Below are 17,914 nucleotides of genomic sequence, written 5' to 3' on the forward strand. Positions count from 1 at the left end.
TAGTTGTACACAAATTTAGAAAGGGTACATCAAACAACTCTCTTTTTGGGCGTGACAAATTGTGACATTGGACAATATAAATTGTGACAGCATCAATTCAAGCAATTACAATCAGCTGATTAACGGATGATTAATAATTAAAAATTCGATAAAATGAGAATCAAGATTAAATACTCAGCAAGTAAGCGTTCAAAGAAAGGTGTTCGGGTAACTGCAAACGCTTTTCAATTCTTTCTTTGCGTTTTCTACAAGCCACCGGAGTAATATTGAGCATGGTGGCGATTTCTTTGGTATCTAAATTCATGTAGACATAAGAAATATAACGGATGTCTGTAGTAGTTAAATCGGGATGCTTTTCGGTGAGCTTTTTAATAAATCCTTGGTTGACATCGTCAAAATGACGCACATAATTGTCCCAACCTTCTTCGGTTTTGAGATGCTCTTTTAAAGCGCGAATGTCATTGATAACAGTTCCGTTTTCAGAAAGTTGCGGTATATTCGACAATGATTTTAAAATATCCTGCAACAATTGGTTTCTGCCCGATTGGTATAAACCTCGAGAGAGAATTTTTTGGTTTCGAAGTTCTATTTCATTTTGAAGTCGCTCTTGTTCCAATAAAGCTGTTCTTTCTTTTTCCAACAACAAAGCATTGTCTGCAATTTCCTTTTCCAATTTGAACGATATCAATTCTTGTTCGCGTTGAATGATGAGCGCCTTTTGCTTGTTTTTGATGAGTTGGTTCCGGAAGATTAAAATCAGAATGATAATCCCTAAAACAATCACCAAGATGATAGAATAGAAAATATTGCGCTCGCTCTTTATTTTGGCTTCGTTTTCTGAAATCTTCTCTTTGTAATTCTGAATTTGAAACTTGACTTCACTACTTTCATAAAGCTTTCCGTTTTTTATTCTATTCAGTTCATTATTAGAAACATTGATGGAATCTTTATATTGAAAAGCCAAATCATAAGACTTTAATCTGAAATAAATATCAGACAAGTGTTTGAACAACTCCATTTTATTCTCCAAATCAGGTTTTTCTGCCAAGGCATTATTCGTCCATTGCAATGCGGCCGACAAATTATTTTCCTTCAAATAAGTTTTGGCAATAATGGTAGAAAGACTGATGCGATGGTCTATGTCTTGCTCTTCTTTTAGTTTTGGAAGCAGCGCAATTGCTCTTAATCGAGCTCTGTTGGTTTCACCCAACAATAAATCATTGGCACTAAGTCCGATTTGCGCCGGAATTTTCACTTCAGGTCTTTGGGTATAACGCAGCGCATCATTGAAATAATTTCGGGCTTTCCGGAGTTTATTTTCATCGTTGGCCAAGCTGCCTAAATTCATTGAATACAAACCCATTTTAAGGGAATCATTGCTTTTTTGGGCAATTAGAAAGGCCTTGTAAAAATATTCATTGGATTTCTCAAATTTCTTTTCCTTACCGTATAAAATCGCGATGTTATTCAGCACTATCATCTCGTGTTGCGGATCTAAGTGCTTGACGGCAATTTGGTAACTAATTAAATACTGTTTCAAAGCTTCGCCATAATCCAACAGCATGTAGTAATTGTTTCCGATATTGTTTTGGGCTAAAAACAATTGTTTGTACCATTTGTTTTTTTCTGCCATATTTCGGGCATTGGAAAGTAACTCTAACGACTTGACGTGATTTTTCTTCAGCATCAATTCGACTCCCGTTTTGATAAGAGAATCGCATTGCTTACTATCTGCGGCACTGACCGTAGTAAGCCAAAATAAGCTAATAAAAAGATATACTGATTTGATAAGCCTTAATTTTAAAACCACACCAAAAATAAGGCTAATATTTTAATTAAATGTACTCTTTATTGTGCTGAGAAACTATTTTCGTTCTCCAATTTGTTGTCGCCACATGGCGTAGTACAATCCTTTTTCTTCAATTAAATCGAGGTGCTTTCCTTGCTCAATAATTTGCCCTTGTTCCAACACAAATATTTTATCCGCATGCATAATCGTAGACAAACGATGCGCAATCAAAACCGTAATTTGGTCTTGTTTCGAAGAAATATTTCTGATGGTTTGGGTAATTTCTTCTTCAGTAATTGAATCTAATGCTGACGTCGCTTCGTCAAAAAGCAGTAATCTCGGATTTCTCAACAAAGCTCGCGCTATAGACAAACGTTGTTTTTCTCCGCCGGAAACTTTGATTCCGCCTTCGCCTATGGTGGTTTCAATCCCTTTTTCGGCACGATACAATAGGTTTTGACAGGCTGATTTTTGCAAAACATCATTTAGTTCTTCATCGGTAGCAGTTGGTTTTACAAACAATAAGTTGTCTTTTATTGTTCCCGAAAACAATTGCGCATCTTGTGTCACAAATCCCAATTGCTGTCTGAGTTCATTCAAATCGATGTCTTTCGCATTTTTTTCATTGTAAAAAATGGAGCCTGATTCCGGCGTATATAATCCGACTAACATCTTAACCAAAGTCGTTTTACCACTTCCCGACGGACCAACAAATGCGATGGTTTCACCTGCTTTGGCTTCAAAAGAAATATCTTTTACGGCATAAGTCGAAGCCGATTGGTGTTTGAACGAAATATGCGAAAACCTCAAATGATTGATTGCACCAATAGTTTGCGGATGCAGTGGTTTGCTTTCACTTTTCGCATTCATTAACTCACTGAAATTGTCCATCGAAGCTTTGGTTTCGTTATAAGTCGCAATCACATTCCCCAATTCCTGCAACGGATTGAACAAAAAGAAAGAGAAAAACATCAATGTAATTAAATCACCGGGTTTGATAATACCGTTAAAAATAAACATGTATAAAGCAAACACCAAAGTCGTTCTCATAAAGTGAACGGACGTGCCTTGAATAAAACTTAGCGAACGGATGAAACGCACTTTCTTCAATTCTAATCCCAGAATTTTAATCGTAGTATTGTTCAATCGATTGACTTCTTGTTCGGTTAAACCTAAACTTTTGACCAATTCGATATTGCGAAGGGATTCAGTAGTAGCGCCGGCTAAAGCAGTAGTTTCACCTAAAATCTCACGAGAAACCTTTTTGATTTTTTTGCCTAAAAAGGAACTAACCAAAGCAATAACAGGAACGGTTGCCAAGAAAATCGGACCCAAAAGCCAATGGATATTTATCGCATAAACCACGACAAAAATAATGCCTATCAACGTTTGAAAAACCATCGAGATGGACAAAGTGATAAACTTTTCGCAATCAATTTTTACCTTTTGCAATTTGCCTAAAGTTTCACCACTTCGTTGGTCTTCAAAATCCTGATACGGTAATTGCAAAGCTTTTTGAATTCCGTCAGTGTACATTTGAGCACCGGTGCGTTGGATGATAATATTGGTAAAATAATCTTGGAAATTTTTAGCAATACGCGACATCATGGCGGCGCCTAATGACAAGCCCAACCAACCCAAAACCGCTTTGACAAAAGTTTCTTGGTTGTGATTGAAGTTGGCAACACCTACGCCACATTCATTTAGTAATTTTCCAATAATAATCGAATCGAATAAAGAAAAACATTGGTTTATCGCGGCTAAAAAAAGAGCAAAAAACAAAAGCATTTTGTGCTTTTGAATATAAGTATATAATATTTTCATAGTTATCTAAAAAATGACAGTGCAAAACTACTATACTATTGGTCACTGTAATTAATTTTTGAAAAAATTAACTTTTAAATATCCAGAAATAAAACCTTGTCATTTCTTAATCTAGGTTAAGTGCGTCAGGGTTGAACTCATTCTACCTTTGTAATGTTCATAAGAAGTATCAGCCATACTTTAAAACAAGACATATTATTTAACTCCTTAAAATAAAAAACAATGGCAAAAACAACTTGGGCTATAGACCCAACACATTCAGAAATAGGTTTTAAAGTGAAACACATGATGTTTACAAACGTATCCGGAAAATTCAATTTATTTGATGCGGATATTGAAAACGAAGAAGAAAATTTTGAAACCGCAGCGATTAATTTCTCCGCAGAAGTAAATTCTATCAACACCGGAAACGACGACAGAGACAATCACTTGAGAAGTGCAGATTTCTTTGATGTGGAAAACTTCGGAAAACTGACTTTCAAAAGCACCAATGTCAAAAAAGTAAACGAAGGCGAATACAAAATCAGTGGTGATTTGACAATTAAAGACGTGACCAAAAGCATCACTTTAGACACTGAATACAGCGGATTGATGAAAGACCCATGGGGAAATACTAAAATCGGGCTTTCTTTAAATGGAAAAATCAACCGTAGAGAATTTGGCTTGACTTGGAATGCTGCTTTAGAAACCGGTGGTGTATTGGTTGGAGAAGACATAAAATTAAACGCCGAAGTACAATTCGTGAAACAATAATGATTGATAGTTTTTGATTGAAACCGTAAGGCACTTTTGAGCTTTGCGGTTTTTTTTGAGCCAAAAATGATTAATTTAGTAGTTATTAAAACAAACAACACGACATGTCAAATATTGGAATCATTATAGAAGAACGCGCCGCAGATATTGGGAACTTTTTGGTTGGGCGATTGTTGCCTTTTCGAGAAAAACGTGCCGTTGGTCCATTTGTTTTTATCGATCATATGGGACCGGCGCAATTAAAAGACTATCAAAATATGGATGTTCCGCCTCATCCGCATATCGGACTTTCTACGCTGACTTATTTATTTGAAGGCGCTATTATGCACAGAGACAGTTTGGGCACCGAAATGGTCATCGAACCCGGAGCGGTAAATTGGATGACTGCCGGAAAAGGAATTGTACACTCGGAACGAACACCCGAATATTTGCGCCATACCGAAAAAAGGCTACACGGATTACAGATTTGGGTTGCTTTGCCCAAAGCTTTAGAAAACATGGAACCTTCGTTTACACATGTAGAAGCTCAAGACATTCCCGAATGGCAACAAGATGGTGTTACGATAAAACTGATTGCCGGAAAAGCTTTTGGTAAAAAATCATTGGTTCCGGTTTATAGTCCGTTATACTTTATTGAAATCAAAAGTACTGCTCGTACCAAAGTCAATATCGGTCACGAACTTTATGGTGAAAGTGCCATGTATATTTTGAATGGAAGCATTACTAATGATGGTCATATTTATGGCACCAAACAGTTATTAGTTGCCAAAGAAGCCAGTCTTTGCGAATTTGAAATGAGTGAAAACACTACGCTTTATCTTTTTGGTGGTGAACCTTTTCCTGAAGAGCATTTTATTTATTGGAATTTTGTGCATTCTGACAAAGACTTTATTGATCAAGCTAAGGAAGACTGGACTGCCCAACGCTTTCCGAAAGTGCCCAATGAAACCGAGTTTGTTCCGTTACCTCAACCTTTTGGAGGATGAAAATTATATAACAATTAGAAAAAATTTTAGAACACAACTTTTTTAAAAAGCAGCAAATTTGTTTTTATAATAAAACAATGTTGTTGGGTCAAGAGAAGAAGCTTTCACCAAAATCCCCATTTTGGTCCTAACCAATGACAATTTATGCTATGAAAAAGATAAAAAACCGTCACGAGCAATCGCGACGGTTTTTGTGTATTTGCTTTTTGACAAACAGTTATATTTCTGATACTTTTCTGAACAATAACTGATTAATTCGCTCTTCTAGTGTATTGTAATGTTCAATTTTACTGTTCTCAATGGTTTTTGCCCAATCAAAAAAGGAAGCTTCATGAGGTGATTTTCTACCGGTTTTTGTATCAATGGGTACAAATTTGGTTCTCATAATGGCTTTTAGATGTGATTCATTTTCGCTTTTCATTTGGATTTCTACTAATAAATATTCGGCATCGGCTTTGAGCAAAGTGGATTGAATGGATACTTTTTCATTATACATAGCCGGACGGAGATAAGCAATTTCGTGACCGCCAACAACCCAAGAAACATTCTTTTGATAGAATTCAACCAAATCTAAGTTGTAATAAGTTTTAAGATGATCTTCTCTGGCATTTAAAAAATAATCGATGTAACGAGCGTTGTTTAAATGTCCAAATAAATCACAGTCGCTGAAACGAACGGTATAAACCGATTTTGGAGTTATGTCCATATTTTTATAATTTTTGAGTTAATGAATTAGTATAGGGAAGAAAATGCAATTCTCCCGAAATCATAGCGGGAACAACAAAACTGTTGCCTTCTATAATAAAATCAGCCGGTCCGGCTATAGGTTCGGCCAATGGCAATCGGTTAATGCGTCGGGTTGACAATTGAATAGAAAGCAAAATTCCTTTCTTTTCATAAGCTACCCAATTGCTGGTGTAAAGCACATCATTGGCTACAAATAATCCATCATAAATCCCTTCGGCAGCCGTCAATTGGGTGAAAGTATTGTTCTTTAAATTAATGAAACCCACTACACCATTCGATTTGTTATTGGTTCCCAAACCGTTGACATACAATAAACTTGCTTTTTTATAACAAAACAATCCGTTGATTCCGGCTATGGGTTTATCAATAACCACTTCAGTATAGGTTTTATCTAAGAGATTAACTTTGTACAATTTGCTTACATCGGTAGCCGAAACGTAAAGTGTATTCGCATCCCAAACGGCTATATCATTGAGAAAATGAGCATCATTGCTAAAATCGATTTGGTATAAAGTCATTCCGGTTTTTTTGTCAACAGCCACGACTCTGTCAATATCGGTAAGAAATAAAATGTCTTTGTGAATCGCTAAACCTTTTGGAGCATTCAGTATTTCTTTGGCAAAATTTGACTCAAGTATGTTTCCTTTTGAATCAAGTTTTAGAATTTTGCCATCGCCGTCTTTAGCATCCGGTGTTAAGTCTTTTCCAATATCGGCGACATAAAAATAGCGTCCATCGGCGACTACACTTTCGAGATGATTGAATCCTTTAATAGTTTGTGCTTCAATAGCACTACTTAGCGTTATACTTCCGAGAAGCATCATTTTGAATAAATTTTTCATTGTTTTTGGTTTTAGTTTTAAATATTACAATATACCAATCGGTATATTTTATGATAAATTTTTTTAGCCTTTAAGGTTTTGGATAAAACGCACTAAATAATCCATTCCGCTGTTGAGCGCAATTGTATTCCCTGTAACTTTTGTCTGCATAACGCCGCCTTGTATAAGTGAAATAATGACCGTACAAATTTCGTTGGTATTACTATCTGATTTGATTTCGCCTGATGCCATTCCTTCGTTCAATTGTCTTTCCATTGAACTTCTCCAGAATTGTATGGCATTAGCCGCTTTAGCTTTTAATTGCGGATGCGTTCCATCAGCTTCAATAGCGGTATTCATCACCGGACAACCGTGTTGCAAAAATGGCAATTGAAGATAATTTCTATACGTTTCGGGATAAACAAGCAATTTCTCCACAATGGAATTTCGGGCTTCCATCTTACTTCTGATATGAGTAACTACAAGTTGAAAATTATAATCAAAAACTGCCAAAGCTACTTCATCTTTACTTTCAAAGTTTCCATAAATGCTTCCTTTGGTCAAGCCGGTAGCCACAATCATATCATTGAGCGAAGTACACGCGTACCCTTTACAATTAAAGATAGGGGCGATTTTCTCAATAATAAATTGTTTGGTACGGTCTGCTTTTGAAATCATTTGAAAATTATTATTAAGCAAATATATACAAAATATACTTATCGGTATATTTTAAGACTAAAAAAAAAAACCTCTGACTTTCATCAGAGGTTTTCACAAATTGATAACTAACCCAATTTATTTAATAATCAATCGTTTTACGATGCCTTCACCGGTTTTGATAATATAGATTCCTGCACTGAAATCTTTCGTATCAATAGTTTGTGCCTCTTTTTGCGATAAAATTATTTTTCCTGAAATATCATAAACTTCAATATCAGCTGTACGATTGAAGTAAACCAAACCATTATCCACAGAAGGATTTGGGAAAACAACAAATGTTGGCACATTCCCTTCAAAATCAGGTGTAGACAAATCATTTGCGTCAACTTCGAAAATGGTAATCGTTCCACTAATTTCGTTCGCTACTAAAATATAAGGTGTTCCTGTTGGACTGTTTTCTGCAGACACATACGTAATCCCTTCCGGACCATGATCACCAGCATACGCTGATGTACTTCTACTGTTTTTATAATCTATAAAAGTTGGATTATTCGGATTGGTTACATTGTAAACCATCACACCACCTACTCTTTCCAAAGAAACAAAAGCAAAAGTTTCTGATCCAATTTGAGCAACCGTTACACCTTCCGGTTCCGGTCCTTTGGCACGACTTCTTCCTTTGGCTACATTATCTTCATGGTCTGCATTGAAAAGTGTTGGTAAATTAGCTGCTGTAAACATTTCGAAATCATCACCACTATCATAAACTAATTGTTTAGTTGTAGCGTTGAAAATAGAGAATGAACGCGCTCCAACAGCATTGATGGTTTCAAATTCAGGATCAGCATCTGTATTTCCGCTTAAGTTAGAAACTCTAAAACGACCCATATTATACGATTGTTTCAAGACACTTGCATTTGGAAAATTCACAGCATCTAACAAATAAGAAGCCGCACCAACGGTAGTTCTTTCTACAAATCCTGTGTACTCTTTTTCATCTCCTTCATTGGCCGTTACTATATAAGTTGCACCGCCAACATTGTAACTGGCAACGGCATCCGGCATGTAGAACGCTTGAATTGGCCAGTTGGCAATTAATACTTGGTTGTTATTGTCAGAGATATCCATTCCGTTCCCCGGAACGCTAACATCTTTGGTTCCTAGTGCCCAAATATCGGTGAATGAAGTTGTTACCAAATTGATTTCAGCAATAGCATTATTTTCTTGTAAAGTAACCCAAGCTTTTTGAGAGTCAGCACTAATTGTTATGTATTCCGGTTCGAAATCTTGAGACATAGTGCTTGTCAATTTTAATTTTCTAACACCCGATGCAATTAAAGTGGCTTCTTGCGCATTATAAGCCGTAAACAATAAGGTAGTTACATTGGCTTGTGTCAAAGCAGCAATTCCGCCAGAAATATCAATAATACTTACTGAACCTTCAGGGTCGACAGAATAGTTAGCGTTTGGCTGACCTTCATTGGCTGTCATTACTTTAGTTCCATCCGGTGAAAACGTAATCATATCAGGTAAAGCGCCAACAGTAACTTGTTTTAAGAAAACGCCATTGGTATCAAAAAACACGACAGAACCGTTCAAAGTTTCATCAGCATTAGGCGAAGCCACTGCTACTACTCCATTTTTAACCGCAACCGAAGTTACGCCACCGTATGAATTCATATCGATTGAGCTTACTACTGTTGGTGTTGTTGGGTCACTAAAATTGATAATATCTAAAAATCCTGCAATCGCACTCGTTGTAAATAATCGTTGAGAAACCGGATCATGAACTACAATTTCACAAGTACTTGTATTACTACCAGATGGATCAAAACTACCAATATAATTTAACTCGATTTGGTTGTTTGGAACCGGCGCTAATCTGTCGTTATCAATAATATAAACCGTTGCAGTTGGAGTTCCTGAAATTGATAAACCTACTGCATTTTCAAGACTCAACACAAAGTACTCCGCTTGTTGTTCTTCCAAAATATCGTCAATAATTGGAATAGTAATGGTTTGTGTCAAAGCACTTGAACCGTTAAAGTTTAAAGTTTGTGTTACCAAAGTAAAATCGTTGCTGTCAGCCGTACTGAAAGGCGTTCCTTTTACTACTAAATCTACCGAACTTGTCGCCGGACTTGACAAATTAACTACAAAAGAAAGTGTGCCAGCCGTTTCATTTACCGTGATAAAATTCGAAGCTAAGCTTACTGAAGTATTGTAAGAAAACGGATATGAGAATGGACAAGACATCAAGGCATTAGTGGAATCTTGCACATTACTAATCACCAAAGTATAGTTGGTTGCCGAAGCAAAACCGATTGAATAATTTAAGGTTGCAATGTTATTTAAAACGGTTACTGAAGCTAAATTAGGTACACCGTTATAATTAGCAATATTAGAAGCCGAAGTTATATCTAAGTTATTGTTGAAAGTAACTTGAATAGTTGTATTGTTTATCACTGATACACTTTGTACTTGCAACGAACTAGGGAAATTCCAGGTTGGCCAAGTTTGAGCTGCCGTTCCACCCGCAACACCTGTCCAGTTGGCTGGATTCAAAATCGATGTTCTTAAAGCTGCCGGTGTTCCGGTTTGTGTTCCGCTGTAAAAAGCATTGACTGTATTTCCGGCAACATTTCCCGGAGATGTTGTTGTATTTAAAGATGAAACTCCATCGGTTAAACCGACTGGTAACATTGATAAACTTCCACCGCATGATGTGTTTGTAGCAACCCATCCGTTAGAAGTTAAAGCCGTAAGATAATTGGGATTAGCATTTGAACCGGTATAAGCAATCACTTGATCGCCACCAGAGCTCAATCCGAAACCTGAACCGGTTACTGTTCCGCTGTTAGAAAGTAAGGCAGAAGTTTGGATAGTCACCACAGAACCAGCCGGAACACATTGCGTTGCTGTCCATACAATTCCGTTGGCACATTGCGCCGGTGAATTTGTGGTGTATTTCGAATCGGTAAAGTTGATAAAAGTACCTGCAATAATATCCACGAAAGTGATAAAAGCTACTTCATCTTCAGTAGCTGTAGCATTCATTCTGTAAGCTACAAAAGCAATATCACCGGCAGAAAACACCGTTTGGTTAGCAATAGTTGTAAATGTTGCTGATGCAGAAGTCACCAAAGCATTATTACTCAAATCTTCCACCAGATTTGGTAACAAAGACACATAATATGCTTGATTATTAGCCAACACTGCCGTTGGATTAATAGTGATCACATTACCGGAAAAAGTAGCATCAAACGGCACTAGAGTTCCGGTTGCATTGTTCAAACGCAATTCAACCAAAGCATCCACATTCGTATCATTAATTGCTGAATCGTCCAGTAAACGAACGGCTTCATTAAATGTTATGGTAGGATTAGCAGTTACAGCCACATTAGTAGTTGTATTGGTTGGTAAAAAAGTGGCAATTGGAGCTACTGTATCTGTACCACCAAGCGATGAACCTTCAACCGTAAAATTGTCAAAACGATTGTTCCCAACGGTTCCGCCATCACCTTGGGAAAACTCGACTTTTAATTTGAAGTTGGCGTTGTTATTCGCACCGGTTACCGCCGAAAAATTTAAAGTGGCTAAAGCCGGATCACCGTTATTCGGATTTACAGTTGTAAAAGCAACATAATTGGTTCCATCTAAAGAATAAGACCAAGATTGTGTTCCTGCACCTGAACCGGAACGACGTGTCGCAAATTTCACAATGATGTTTTCATAACCACTTGTTGGCAAAGCAAATTCTAAAGCACCGCCAATCGGGTCATTAAAGCGTAAATGCGTTCCGGAAACATCGCTGTTACGAGCATTCAAATTCAAAACATTAAAATTTTGTCCCGTTCCTCCGGCAAAATCAATAACGCTAATACCACCAGGAATTGCAGTCAGAACTGCACCACCTAGTGTAGAAGTTGGTGTTGTGATGGTCGCAATCGAACTATTGTCATTGAAGTTCCAATAGTGAACTAAAGTTTGTCCCCAAGAAACAGAGGAAAAAGCCATCATTAAGAGGAATAACAGGCTTTTTGTAGTGTAATTTTTTGACATAATGGTATAGTTTTATTTTGTCACAAAATACCGTCATTGATTTTACAACATGATTAATTTAAAATCATTGATTTATTAATTATAACCTTTCTAATGTGGCTTAATTGTTAGCGAGTGGCAAAGTTGTTTAAGTTAAATTTACTTTGGTCTGTATACCAAATGTCAACCTGCAAATTGTAGCGCCTTTTCACCTTTTCCCTATCTTTGGTATATCAATCATCAAGACTAAAATCATGAAAAAGAATTACTTACTTACACTTTTGATCCTGTTCCAATTGGTATCACAAGCGCAGACTTTTGAATGGCTGCGAACGCCAAGCATCACTTTTAGTATGAATCCGGGAATGATCAGTTATCCAAACGCAACAGACCATCAAGGGAATACTTATGTTTGCGGATTTAAAAATAATGCAACGGCTTATACTGATATTTTTGGCAATCTTGCTTTACTTAAATATGATACAAATGGAACTTTGGTTTCCACTAAAAATATCAATGGTGATGTACATGCTTATAAATTGATCACTGATAATTTCGGAAATCTATATATGGCTGTAACCTATCTTACTTCAATTACTATTGACAATTTTAATTTGACCACCAATTTGCTAAACGTAAATCCGTTATTACTAAAATTCAATGCCAATGGTGAACTGCTGTGGCACAAAGTAATTCCGGGTGATTTTACCCAACATTTCAATGCGATGGCGATTGACAGCCAACAAAACGTATTTATAGGTTATGACGATTATCAAAATTCCTTTATTGAAAAATTGGATGCTAATGGAAACTCTTTGCAACTCATCACACAAACTCAAGTAAAACTCCTCAGCGCTGTCAGTATAGATACAGAAGGCAATATTTACGCGGCTGGTTCGTGTGCCGAAATGAACGCAAACTTCAACGGTACCAATATGCCCGCGCCTTTTTTATACAATGTTTATGTCGTAAAATACAATCCGACCGGACAAATGCAATGGATGCATTATGTAGAAGACATTACTTGTCCGGAACCAATGGTCATTGCCCGAACACCGGATGAAGTCTATTTCAGCTCACATTTATTTGACGCTTTTTTGATTGGCGACATCACCTGCGAAGGTCCGATGGGCAATTATGATTTCTTTTTGGCTAAATTCAATTCGACCGGAACAGTACAATGGGTAAAAGAAGTTCCGGGAAGCGGTGGTGCCGAAATTGGTCAACGCAACTTTTTAACTCTTGACAATCAAGGAAATATTTATGTGGCCGGAAAAACACAAGGTACTATTCAATGGAATACCAATGTGAGTTCGCAAACCCAAGTTGGTTCCAACAGTGACGTACTGATTTTAAAATATTCACCGCAAGGTAATGTGCTTTGGGCGAAAACAGCCGGTGGTAATTCTGAAGACCGAACCGATGGCATCAGTATTCTACCTGACGGAAGTGTTATGGTATCCGGAATGGCAAATGAGGTTATCAATTTTGACAATTTACAAGCCGGAACTGATGATTTTCAATATTATCCTTTTTTGGCCAAATTAAATCCGGCAACTTTAGACGTTCCGAACCACAATCAAAGTTCACTGGTAGTTTATCCGAATCCGACCAAAGATTTTATTACACTTTCTTCAATTGGTTATCGTGGAAAAGCTGAATTGTTTTCTATTTTGGGACAAAACTTAAAAAGCTTTGAAATTGAGACTGACGATACAATCCTTGACTTGACGAATATTTTCACCGGAACTTATTTTCTGAAATTAAGCCAACAAATAATAAAAGTGATTAAAGAATAATTGGCTTACATGACAATTGTCATTTTTATTGGTAAAAACCCAAACTACTTTTGTCCTTGTAAAGTAGTACTATGTCAGTTTCATTAATTCAAAAATATAACGTTCCCGGTCCGAGATACACCAGTTATCCTACAGTTCCTTATTGGGATGAAGCTTCTTTTTCTCAATCGAAATGGCAACAAACATTTTTACGAAGCTTTAAAGAAAGTAATGCTTCTGAAGGCATAAGTCTCTACATTCATTTGCCTTTTTGCGAAAGTTTGTGCACGTTTTGCGGTTGCCACAAACGCATTACCAAACGCCATGAAGTAGAACATCCTTATATAGACGCTGTTTTGAAAGAATGGGATTTGTATTGTGATTTATTTTCGGCTAAACCAATCATCAAAGAGATTCATTTGGGCGGCGGAACACCAACTTTCTTTTCTACTGAAAACTTAGAGCGATTGATTACCGGAATTCTTCGCAAAGCCAAAAAAGCTAGCGAATACGAATTCAGTTTTGAAGGACATCCCAACAATACTACCAGAGAACATTTACAAAAACTATATGATTTAGGTTTTAGAAGAGTGAGTTATGGCGTGCAAGATTACAGCGAAAAAGTACAAACCGCTATACATAGAATTCAACCCTTTCACAATGTGGCCAAAGTAACTTTTTGGGCGAAAGAGATAGGCTATACTTCGATTTCACATGATTTGGTTTTCGGGTTACCTTTTCAAACATTAGAAAATGTGGTTGACACGATTGAAAAAACCAATTCGCTTTCCCCTAATCGCTTGGCATTTTACAGTTATGCACACGTACCATGGATTAAAGGCAACGGACAACGTGGTTTCAAAGACGAAGATGTTCCGAAAGATGATGAGAAACGCCAACTTTATGAAGTAGGCAAAACTCTTTTGTTTAAAAAAGGGTATCATGAAATCGGAATGGATCACTTTGCCTTGGAAGAAGACACCATGTACAAAGCCTTCAAAGCCGGAAAGTTACATCGTAATTTTATGGGTTATACGGCATCTAAAACCCAATTGATGATTGGTTTAGGCGTCTCTTCTATCAGTGACAGTTGGTATGCCTTTGCTCAAAACGAAAAAGAAATCGAAACCTATTATGCTCGTTTGGCCAACAATGAATTACCGGTTTACCGTGGGCACGTTTTAACCGAAGAAGACCTAATCATTCGCCGTCATATTCTTAACTTGATGTGCCAATTTGAAACATCATGGAAAGAGGACAACTTATACTTTAAAGAACTTCCCGAAGTATTAGCACAACTCCACGAAATGGAAAGCGATGGATTGTTATTAATGCAACCCAACCGTTTGGTTGTAACCGAAAAAGGAAAAGCTTTTGTGCGCAACATCTGTATGGCTTTTGATTTAAGGTTGAAACGCAAAACACCACAAACACAATTGTTCTCGATGACGGTTTAGCCGGTTAGTTTACCTCGAAGATCATCTGCTTTGTGAATTTTAGTGGTTAAACTGGCGACTGCGACTGTGACTAAATTTAACCGCAAAGCCCGCAAAGTTTTACGCAAAGGTCACTAAGATTTCGTATGCTTAGTTGTTAAACTAGCGATGCATTATTCTCATTGCCGTTAGCGCCAATCTCGTACTGTTTTCGTTCCAACAGCATTTTTTGGTAGACTAATAAATCGACCTGCAATTCCAAAGCTAACACATCGGCTTTGCCCAGTTTTTGGAGCGAAGCTTTCACCCTATTTTCCAAAAGACGCAATACATCGGGGGACACTTCGGGCAGTTCAGCGGCTCGTTCCCTTAGGAAATACAGGAGCTTCACGGCTTTTTCGTTATAGGCATAGTTGGCCTGTGCCTTGTGCAGTTTCCGGCTCAGTCGCTCATACTGGTATTCGTTTTCCTTAATCATTTTCTGTAGTTTAACGACCTCCAGTGCCTGTTGTTCTTCCAGCGCTTCGGGCAGGTCAGCCTTAGCTTCAGGCGATTGGCTGTATTTGAGCATGACGCCCAACAGTACGTTTGAACGGTGAGGGATATGACCATTGCCCAACTCAAAACGGGACACGGTAGTGCGGTGAAGCTTTAAAAGTTGGGCCATTTCGTCTTGGGTAAACCCCAGCATGCCCTTGATTTCCTGAGATTTTCTCCTCATAGATTATGGGTTAGTACCCTATTGGTCAAACCATAAAAGGGTAAGTGCATGTTTACTAAAACGGAAAAACAGGGTGATTTATTGTGCACATTTTTGTCGCTACTGAAAAGTATGACACATTATGTGCTACATTTTTGTCGCCACTGAAAAGTATGACACATTTTGTGGTGCATTTTTATCGCTATTGAAAATTTTGTGCAATGTGATTTAATGACTGTAGAGGTTCCCTTATCCCTTTTCCCTTATCCCTATTCACCTTCTTTTATAAGAATTTTATGTTGATAACTTGACTTAAATTACCCATTAATGGGGATTGATTGGTGGTGGGGAATTTTGTAAGTTTGAGAAAATACTACTTGATAAGTGAGTATAAAATAATAATACTTATCAAGACGTTAGCTGTAATGCCACAAAAACACTGCAACAAAAAATAATATGTACTTACAAAGATTAATTTTAGAAAACTTTAGAAGCTATAAAAACATTGAAATTGACTTTGTTGACAATTTAAATGTTCTAATTGGGAAGAATGATATTGGAAAATCTACAATACTTGAGGCATTAGATATTTTCTTTGGAGAGGACAAAATAAAAATTGATTATTCTGATCTAAATGTTTTTAATGGAGATTATATATCTATAAGATGTTGCTTTAAGGTTGACACTACAAAAGAATATTTGATAGACACAGATGTCAAAACAAATTTAAAAGACGAGTTCTTACTCAATGAAAAAGACGAATTAGAAATTAAAAAAACTTGGGATTGTAGTAAAGGGAAAATCACAGCAGCAAGTTTAAAAACATTTCTAATTTGCAACTATCCAAGTCAATATTCAAACAAACCTTTGCCTACAATTAAGATAGAGGAATTGAAAAAAGTTCTTGAAAAAGAGGATATCGCATTTGCTCTTTCGGAACTTCAAAACAATAATAAATTAGATAATTTAGATAAAGGATTAGAAATTGGACCTTATGACCCAGATACGGATAAAAAAATTCCTGTTGATTTTGATAAACGTAAAAGAGCTGAAATTAGAAAAGCTATTTATAGCGTTTCTGATTTAACAAAAATCTCAACGATAGAAATGCCAATAGATAAAGAAGATGGCAAAAATATCTGGGAAAGCTTATCAAAAGATTTACCTCTTTTCTTTTTATTTCAAGCTGATAGAGTTAATAAAGACACAGATAAAGAGGTTCAAGACCCATTAAAAATAATAACTAAAAGAGCAATAGAAACTGTTACCGATAAATTGGAAGAAGTAACAAAACTAATAAAAGAAAGTGCTGAAAAGATTGGTATTGAAACGATTGAAAAATTGAAAGAAATGAACCCAGACCTTGCAAAGGTTTTAAAGCCTGATGTTTCAACAAAGGCTTGGGATACAATATTTTCATTTTCATTTTTAGGAGATGACAATATTCCAATGAATAAAAGAGGAAGTGGAGTAAGACGACTTATAACATTAAATTATTTTCGTGCAGAAGCAGAAAGAAAAAATAAAGAAAATAGAAGCATTATTTATGCTATTGAAGAACCTGAAACCTCACAACATCCCGACCATCAAAATTTGTTAGTAACTGCTTTAAATGATTTGGCTCAAAAAGAAAGTTATCAAGTAATAATTACTACACATTCACCTGAAATTGCTAAACAACTTAAAAATGAAAATTTAATACTAATTGATAAGAAAGACGGTGAAAATTATATCGTAAAAGACGAACAAAAATTAAAAGCGATTTCTAATACATTAGGACTTTCATCTTACATTGGAAAATTGGTCATTTGTTTGGAGGGAACAAATGATATTAATTTCCTAACAAATTTGAATAATTTTATTCCTGAATTTAAAGAAATTATTGACTTAGAAAAAGAGAAAATAAAGTTAATTCCAATGGGTGGTTCGAGTTTGATTAATTGGGTTGATAAAGAATATTTAGAAGGTTCAAATGTTATAGAATTTCATTTATATGATAAAGACGCTGACAATAAATACAAAAGTTCAATTGATAAGATAAATGAAAGAAATAATTCATCAAGAGGGATTTTAACGAAAAAAAGAGAAATGGAAAATTACATTCCAGCTTGTTTATATGAAAGTGAATTTGAAATAGACTTAAAAGACATTGAAGATTGGGATAATGCTGACATTGGGCAAATAGTAACAAGTAAAACAAAGAAAATTAATGACGAAAAAATAGTAAAATCTATAGCAAATGGTAAGCTTACTAAACAAATTACCAAAGAACATTTAATAGAACTAGACTGCTATGATGAAATAGAAAGTTGGTTTAAAATAATAAAAGAATTGAATGAAAAATAAGGCACTACAGCTAACAAAGAACTGTGCTTAAAA

General features: G+C 36.2%; 12 protein-coding genes. 5 read left to right on the forward strand and 7 right to left on the reverse strand.

The genetic code is table 11. The features are described 5' to 3' along the window. Positions 1-166: 166 nt before the first annotated feature. Both B3C16_RS08415 and B3C16_RS08420 read right to left on the reverse strand, forming a co-directional pair. Positions 167-1,687 (reverse strand): tetratricopeptide repeat protein, encoded by a 1,521-nt coding sequence (locus B3C16_RS08415; protein ID WP_291130856.1) that lies wholly within the window; start codon positions 1,685-1,687, stop codon positions 167-169. A gap of 177 nt (positions 1,688-1,864) precedes the next feature. Next, positions 1,865-3,613 carry an ABC transporter ATP-binding protein gene (locus B3C16_RS08420; protein ID WP_121314268.1) on the reverse strand — a complete coding sequence of 583 codons (1,749 nt, stop codon included), beginning with the start codon at positions 3,611-3,613 and terminating at the stop codon, positions 1,865-1,867. 222 nt (positions 3,614-3,835) lie between these two features. Here B3C16_RS08420 and B3C16_RS08425 point away from each other — a divergent pair, with 222 nt between their 5' ends. Next, complete coding sequence (locus tag B3C16_RS08425; protein ID WP_291130860.1) at positions 3,836-4,366, forward strand: YceI family protein; 531 nt, start codon at positions 3,836-3,838, stop codon at positions 4,364-4,366. A 104-nt stretch (positions 4,367-4,470) separates the two neighbouring features. Further along, positions 4,471-5,352, forward strand: coding sequence for a pirin family protein (locus B3C16_RS08430; protein WP_291130863.1), 882 nt, complete (start codon positions 4,471-4,473; stop codon positions 5,350-5,352). 217 nt (positions 5,353-5,569) lie between these two features. Here the strand turns inward: B3C16_RS08430 and B3C16_RS08435 are convergent, their stop codons facing one another. From B3C16_RS08435 to B3C16_RS08450, 4 genes are all read right to left on the reverse strand, one after another. Then, complete coding sequence (locus B3C16_RS08435; RefSeq protein ID WP_121314271.1) at positions 5,570-6,058, reverse strand: acyl-CoA thioesterase; 489 nt, start codon at positions 6,056-6,058, stop codon at positions 5,570-5,572. Between the two features lie 4 nt (positions 6,059-6,062). After that, positions 6,063-6,941 carry a hypothetical protein gene (locus B3C16_RS08440; RefSeq protein ID WP_291130867.1) on the reverse strand — a complete coding sequence of 293 codons (879 nt, stop codon included), beginning with the start codon at positions 6,939-6,941 and terminating at the stop codon, positions 6,063-6,065. Between the two features lie 63 nt (positions 6,942-7,004). Then, a complete protein-coding gene (locus B3C16_RS08445) occupies positions 7,005-7,598 on the reverse strand; it encodes a TetR/AcrR family transcriptional regulator (protein ID WP_291130869.1) in 594 nt (197 codons plus the stop codon). A gap of 117 nt (positions 7,599-7,715) precedes the next feature. Then, entirely contained in the window at positions 7,716-11,642 is a 3,927-nt protein-coding gene (locus B3C16_RS08450) for a choice-of-anchor I family protein (RefSeq protein ID WP_291130871.1), read from the reverse strand. A 233-nt stretch (positions 11,643-11,875) separates the two neighbouring features. Between B3C16_RS08450 and B3C16_RS08455 the strand changes: the two genes are divergently transcribed. Together B3C16_RS08455 and hemN are read left to right on the forward strand one after the other, a co-directional pair. Continuing rightward, positions 11,876-13,420: a T9SS type A sorting domain-containing protein gene (locus B3C16_RS08455; RefSeq protein ID WP_291130873.1), complete on the forward strand. Its 1,545-nt coding sequence runs from the start codon at positions 11,876-11,878 to the stop codon at positions 13,418-13,420. A gap of 71 nt (positions 13,421-13,491) precedes the next feature. Then, positions 13,492-14,856, forward strand: coding sequence for an oxygen-independent coproporphyrinogen III oxidase (hemN, locus tag B3C16_RS08460; protein WP_291130876.1), 1,365 nt, complete (start codon positions 13,492-13,494; stop codon positions 14,854-14,856). A gap of 136 nt (positions 14,857-14,992) precedes the next feature. Here hemN and B3C16_RS08465 read toward each other — a convergent pair whose 3' ends face one another. After that, positions 14,993-15,556 (reverse strand): hypothetical protein, encoded by a 564-nt coding sequence (locus B3C16_RS08465; RefSeq protein WP_291130878.1) that lies wholly within the window; start codon positions 15,554-15,556, stop codon positions 14,993-14,995. Between the two features lie 435 nt (positions 15,557-15,991). Between B3C16_RS08465 and B3C16_RS08470 the strand changes: the two genes are divergently transcribed. Continuing rightward, positions 15,992-17,881, forward strand: coding sequence for an ATP-binding protein (locus tag B3C16_RS08470; RefSeq protein ID WP_291130881.1), 1,890 nt, complete (start codon positions 15,992-15,994; stop codon positions 17,879-17,881). Positions 17,882-17,914 lie beyond the last annotated feature (33 nt).

Origin of the sequence: Flavobacterium sp. UBA7682 (assembly GCF_002482945.1) — a bacterium.
GTDB lineage: Bacteria > Bacteroidota > Bacteroidia > Flavobacteriales > Flavobacteriaceae > Flavobacterium.

Excerpts from the sequence above, each read along its gene's own strand:
- B3C16_RS08465 (WP_291130878.1), bottom strand. The coding sequence starts at position 15,556 with ATGAGGAGAAAATCTCAGGAAATCAAGGGCATGCTGGGGTTTACCCAA.
- B3C16_RS08470 (WP_291130881.1), top strand. The coding sequence starts at position 15,992 with ATGTACTTACAAAGATTAATTTTAGAAAACTTTAGAAGCTATAAAAAC.
- B3C16_RS08445 (WP_291130869.1), bottom strand. The coding sequence starts at position 7,598 with ATGATTTCAAAAGCAGACCGTACCAAACAATTTATTATTGAGAAAATC.
- B3C16_RS08430 (WP_291130863.1), top strand. The coding sequence starts at position 4,471 with ATGTCAAATATTGGAATCATTATAGAAGAACGCGCCGCAGATATTGGG.
- B3C16_RS08450 (WP_291130871.1), bottom strand. The coding sequence starts at position 11,642 with ATGTCAAAAAATTACACTACAAAAAGCCTGTTATTCCTCTTAATGATG.
- B3C16_RS08435 (WP_121314271.1), bottom strand. The coding sequence starts at position 6,058 with ATGGACATAACTCCAAAATCGGTTTATACCGTTCGTTTCAGCGACTGT.
- B3C16_RS08425 (WP_291130860.1), top strand. The coding sequence starts at position 3,836 with ATGGCAAAAACAACTTGGGCTATAGACCCAACACATTCAGAAATAGGT.
- B3C16_RS08455 (WP_291130873.1), top strand. The coding sequence starts at position 11,876 with ATGAAAAAGAATTACTTACTTACACTTTTGATCCTGTTCCAATTGGTA.
- B3C16_RS08415 (WP_291130856.1), bottom strand. The coding sequence starts at position 1,687 with ATGCTGAAGAAAAATCACGTCAAGTCGTTAGAGTTACTTTCCAATGCC.
- B3C16_RS08440 (WP_291130867.1), bottom strand. The coding sequence starts at position 6,941 with ATGAAAAATTTATTCAAAATGATGCTTCTCGGAAGTATAACGCTAAGT.
- hemN (WP_291130876.1), top strand. The coding sequence starts at position 13,492 with ATGTCAGTTTCATTAATTCAAAAATATAACGTTCCCGGTCCGAGATAC.
- B3C16_RS08420 (WP_121314268.1), bottom strand. The coding sequence starts at position 3,613 with ATGAAAATATTATATACTTATATTCAAAAGCACAAAATGCTTTTGTTT.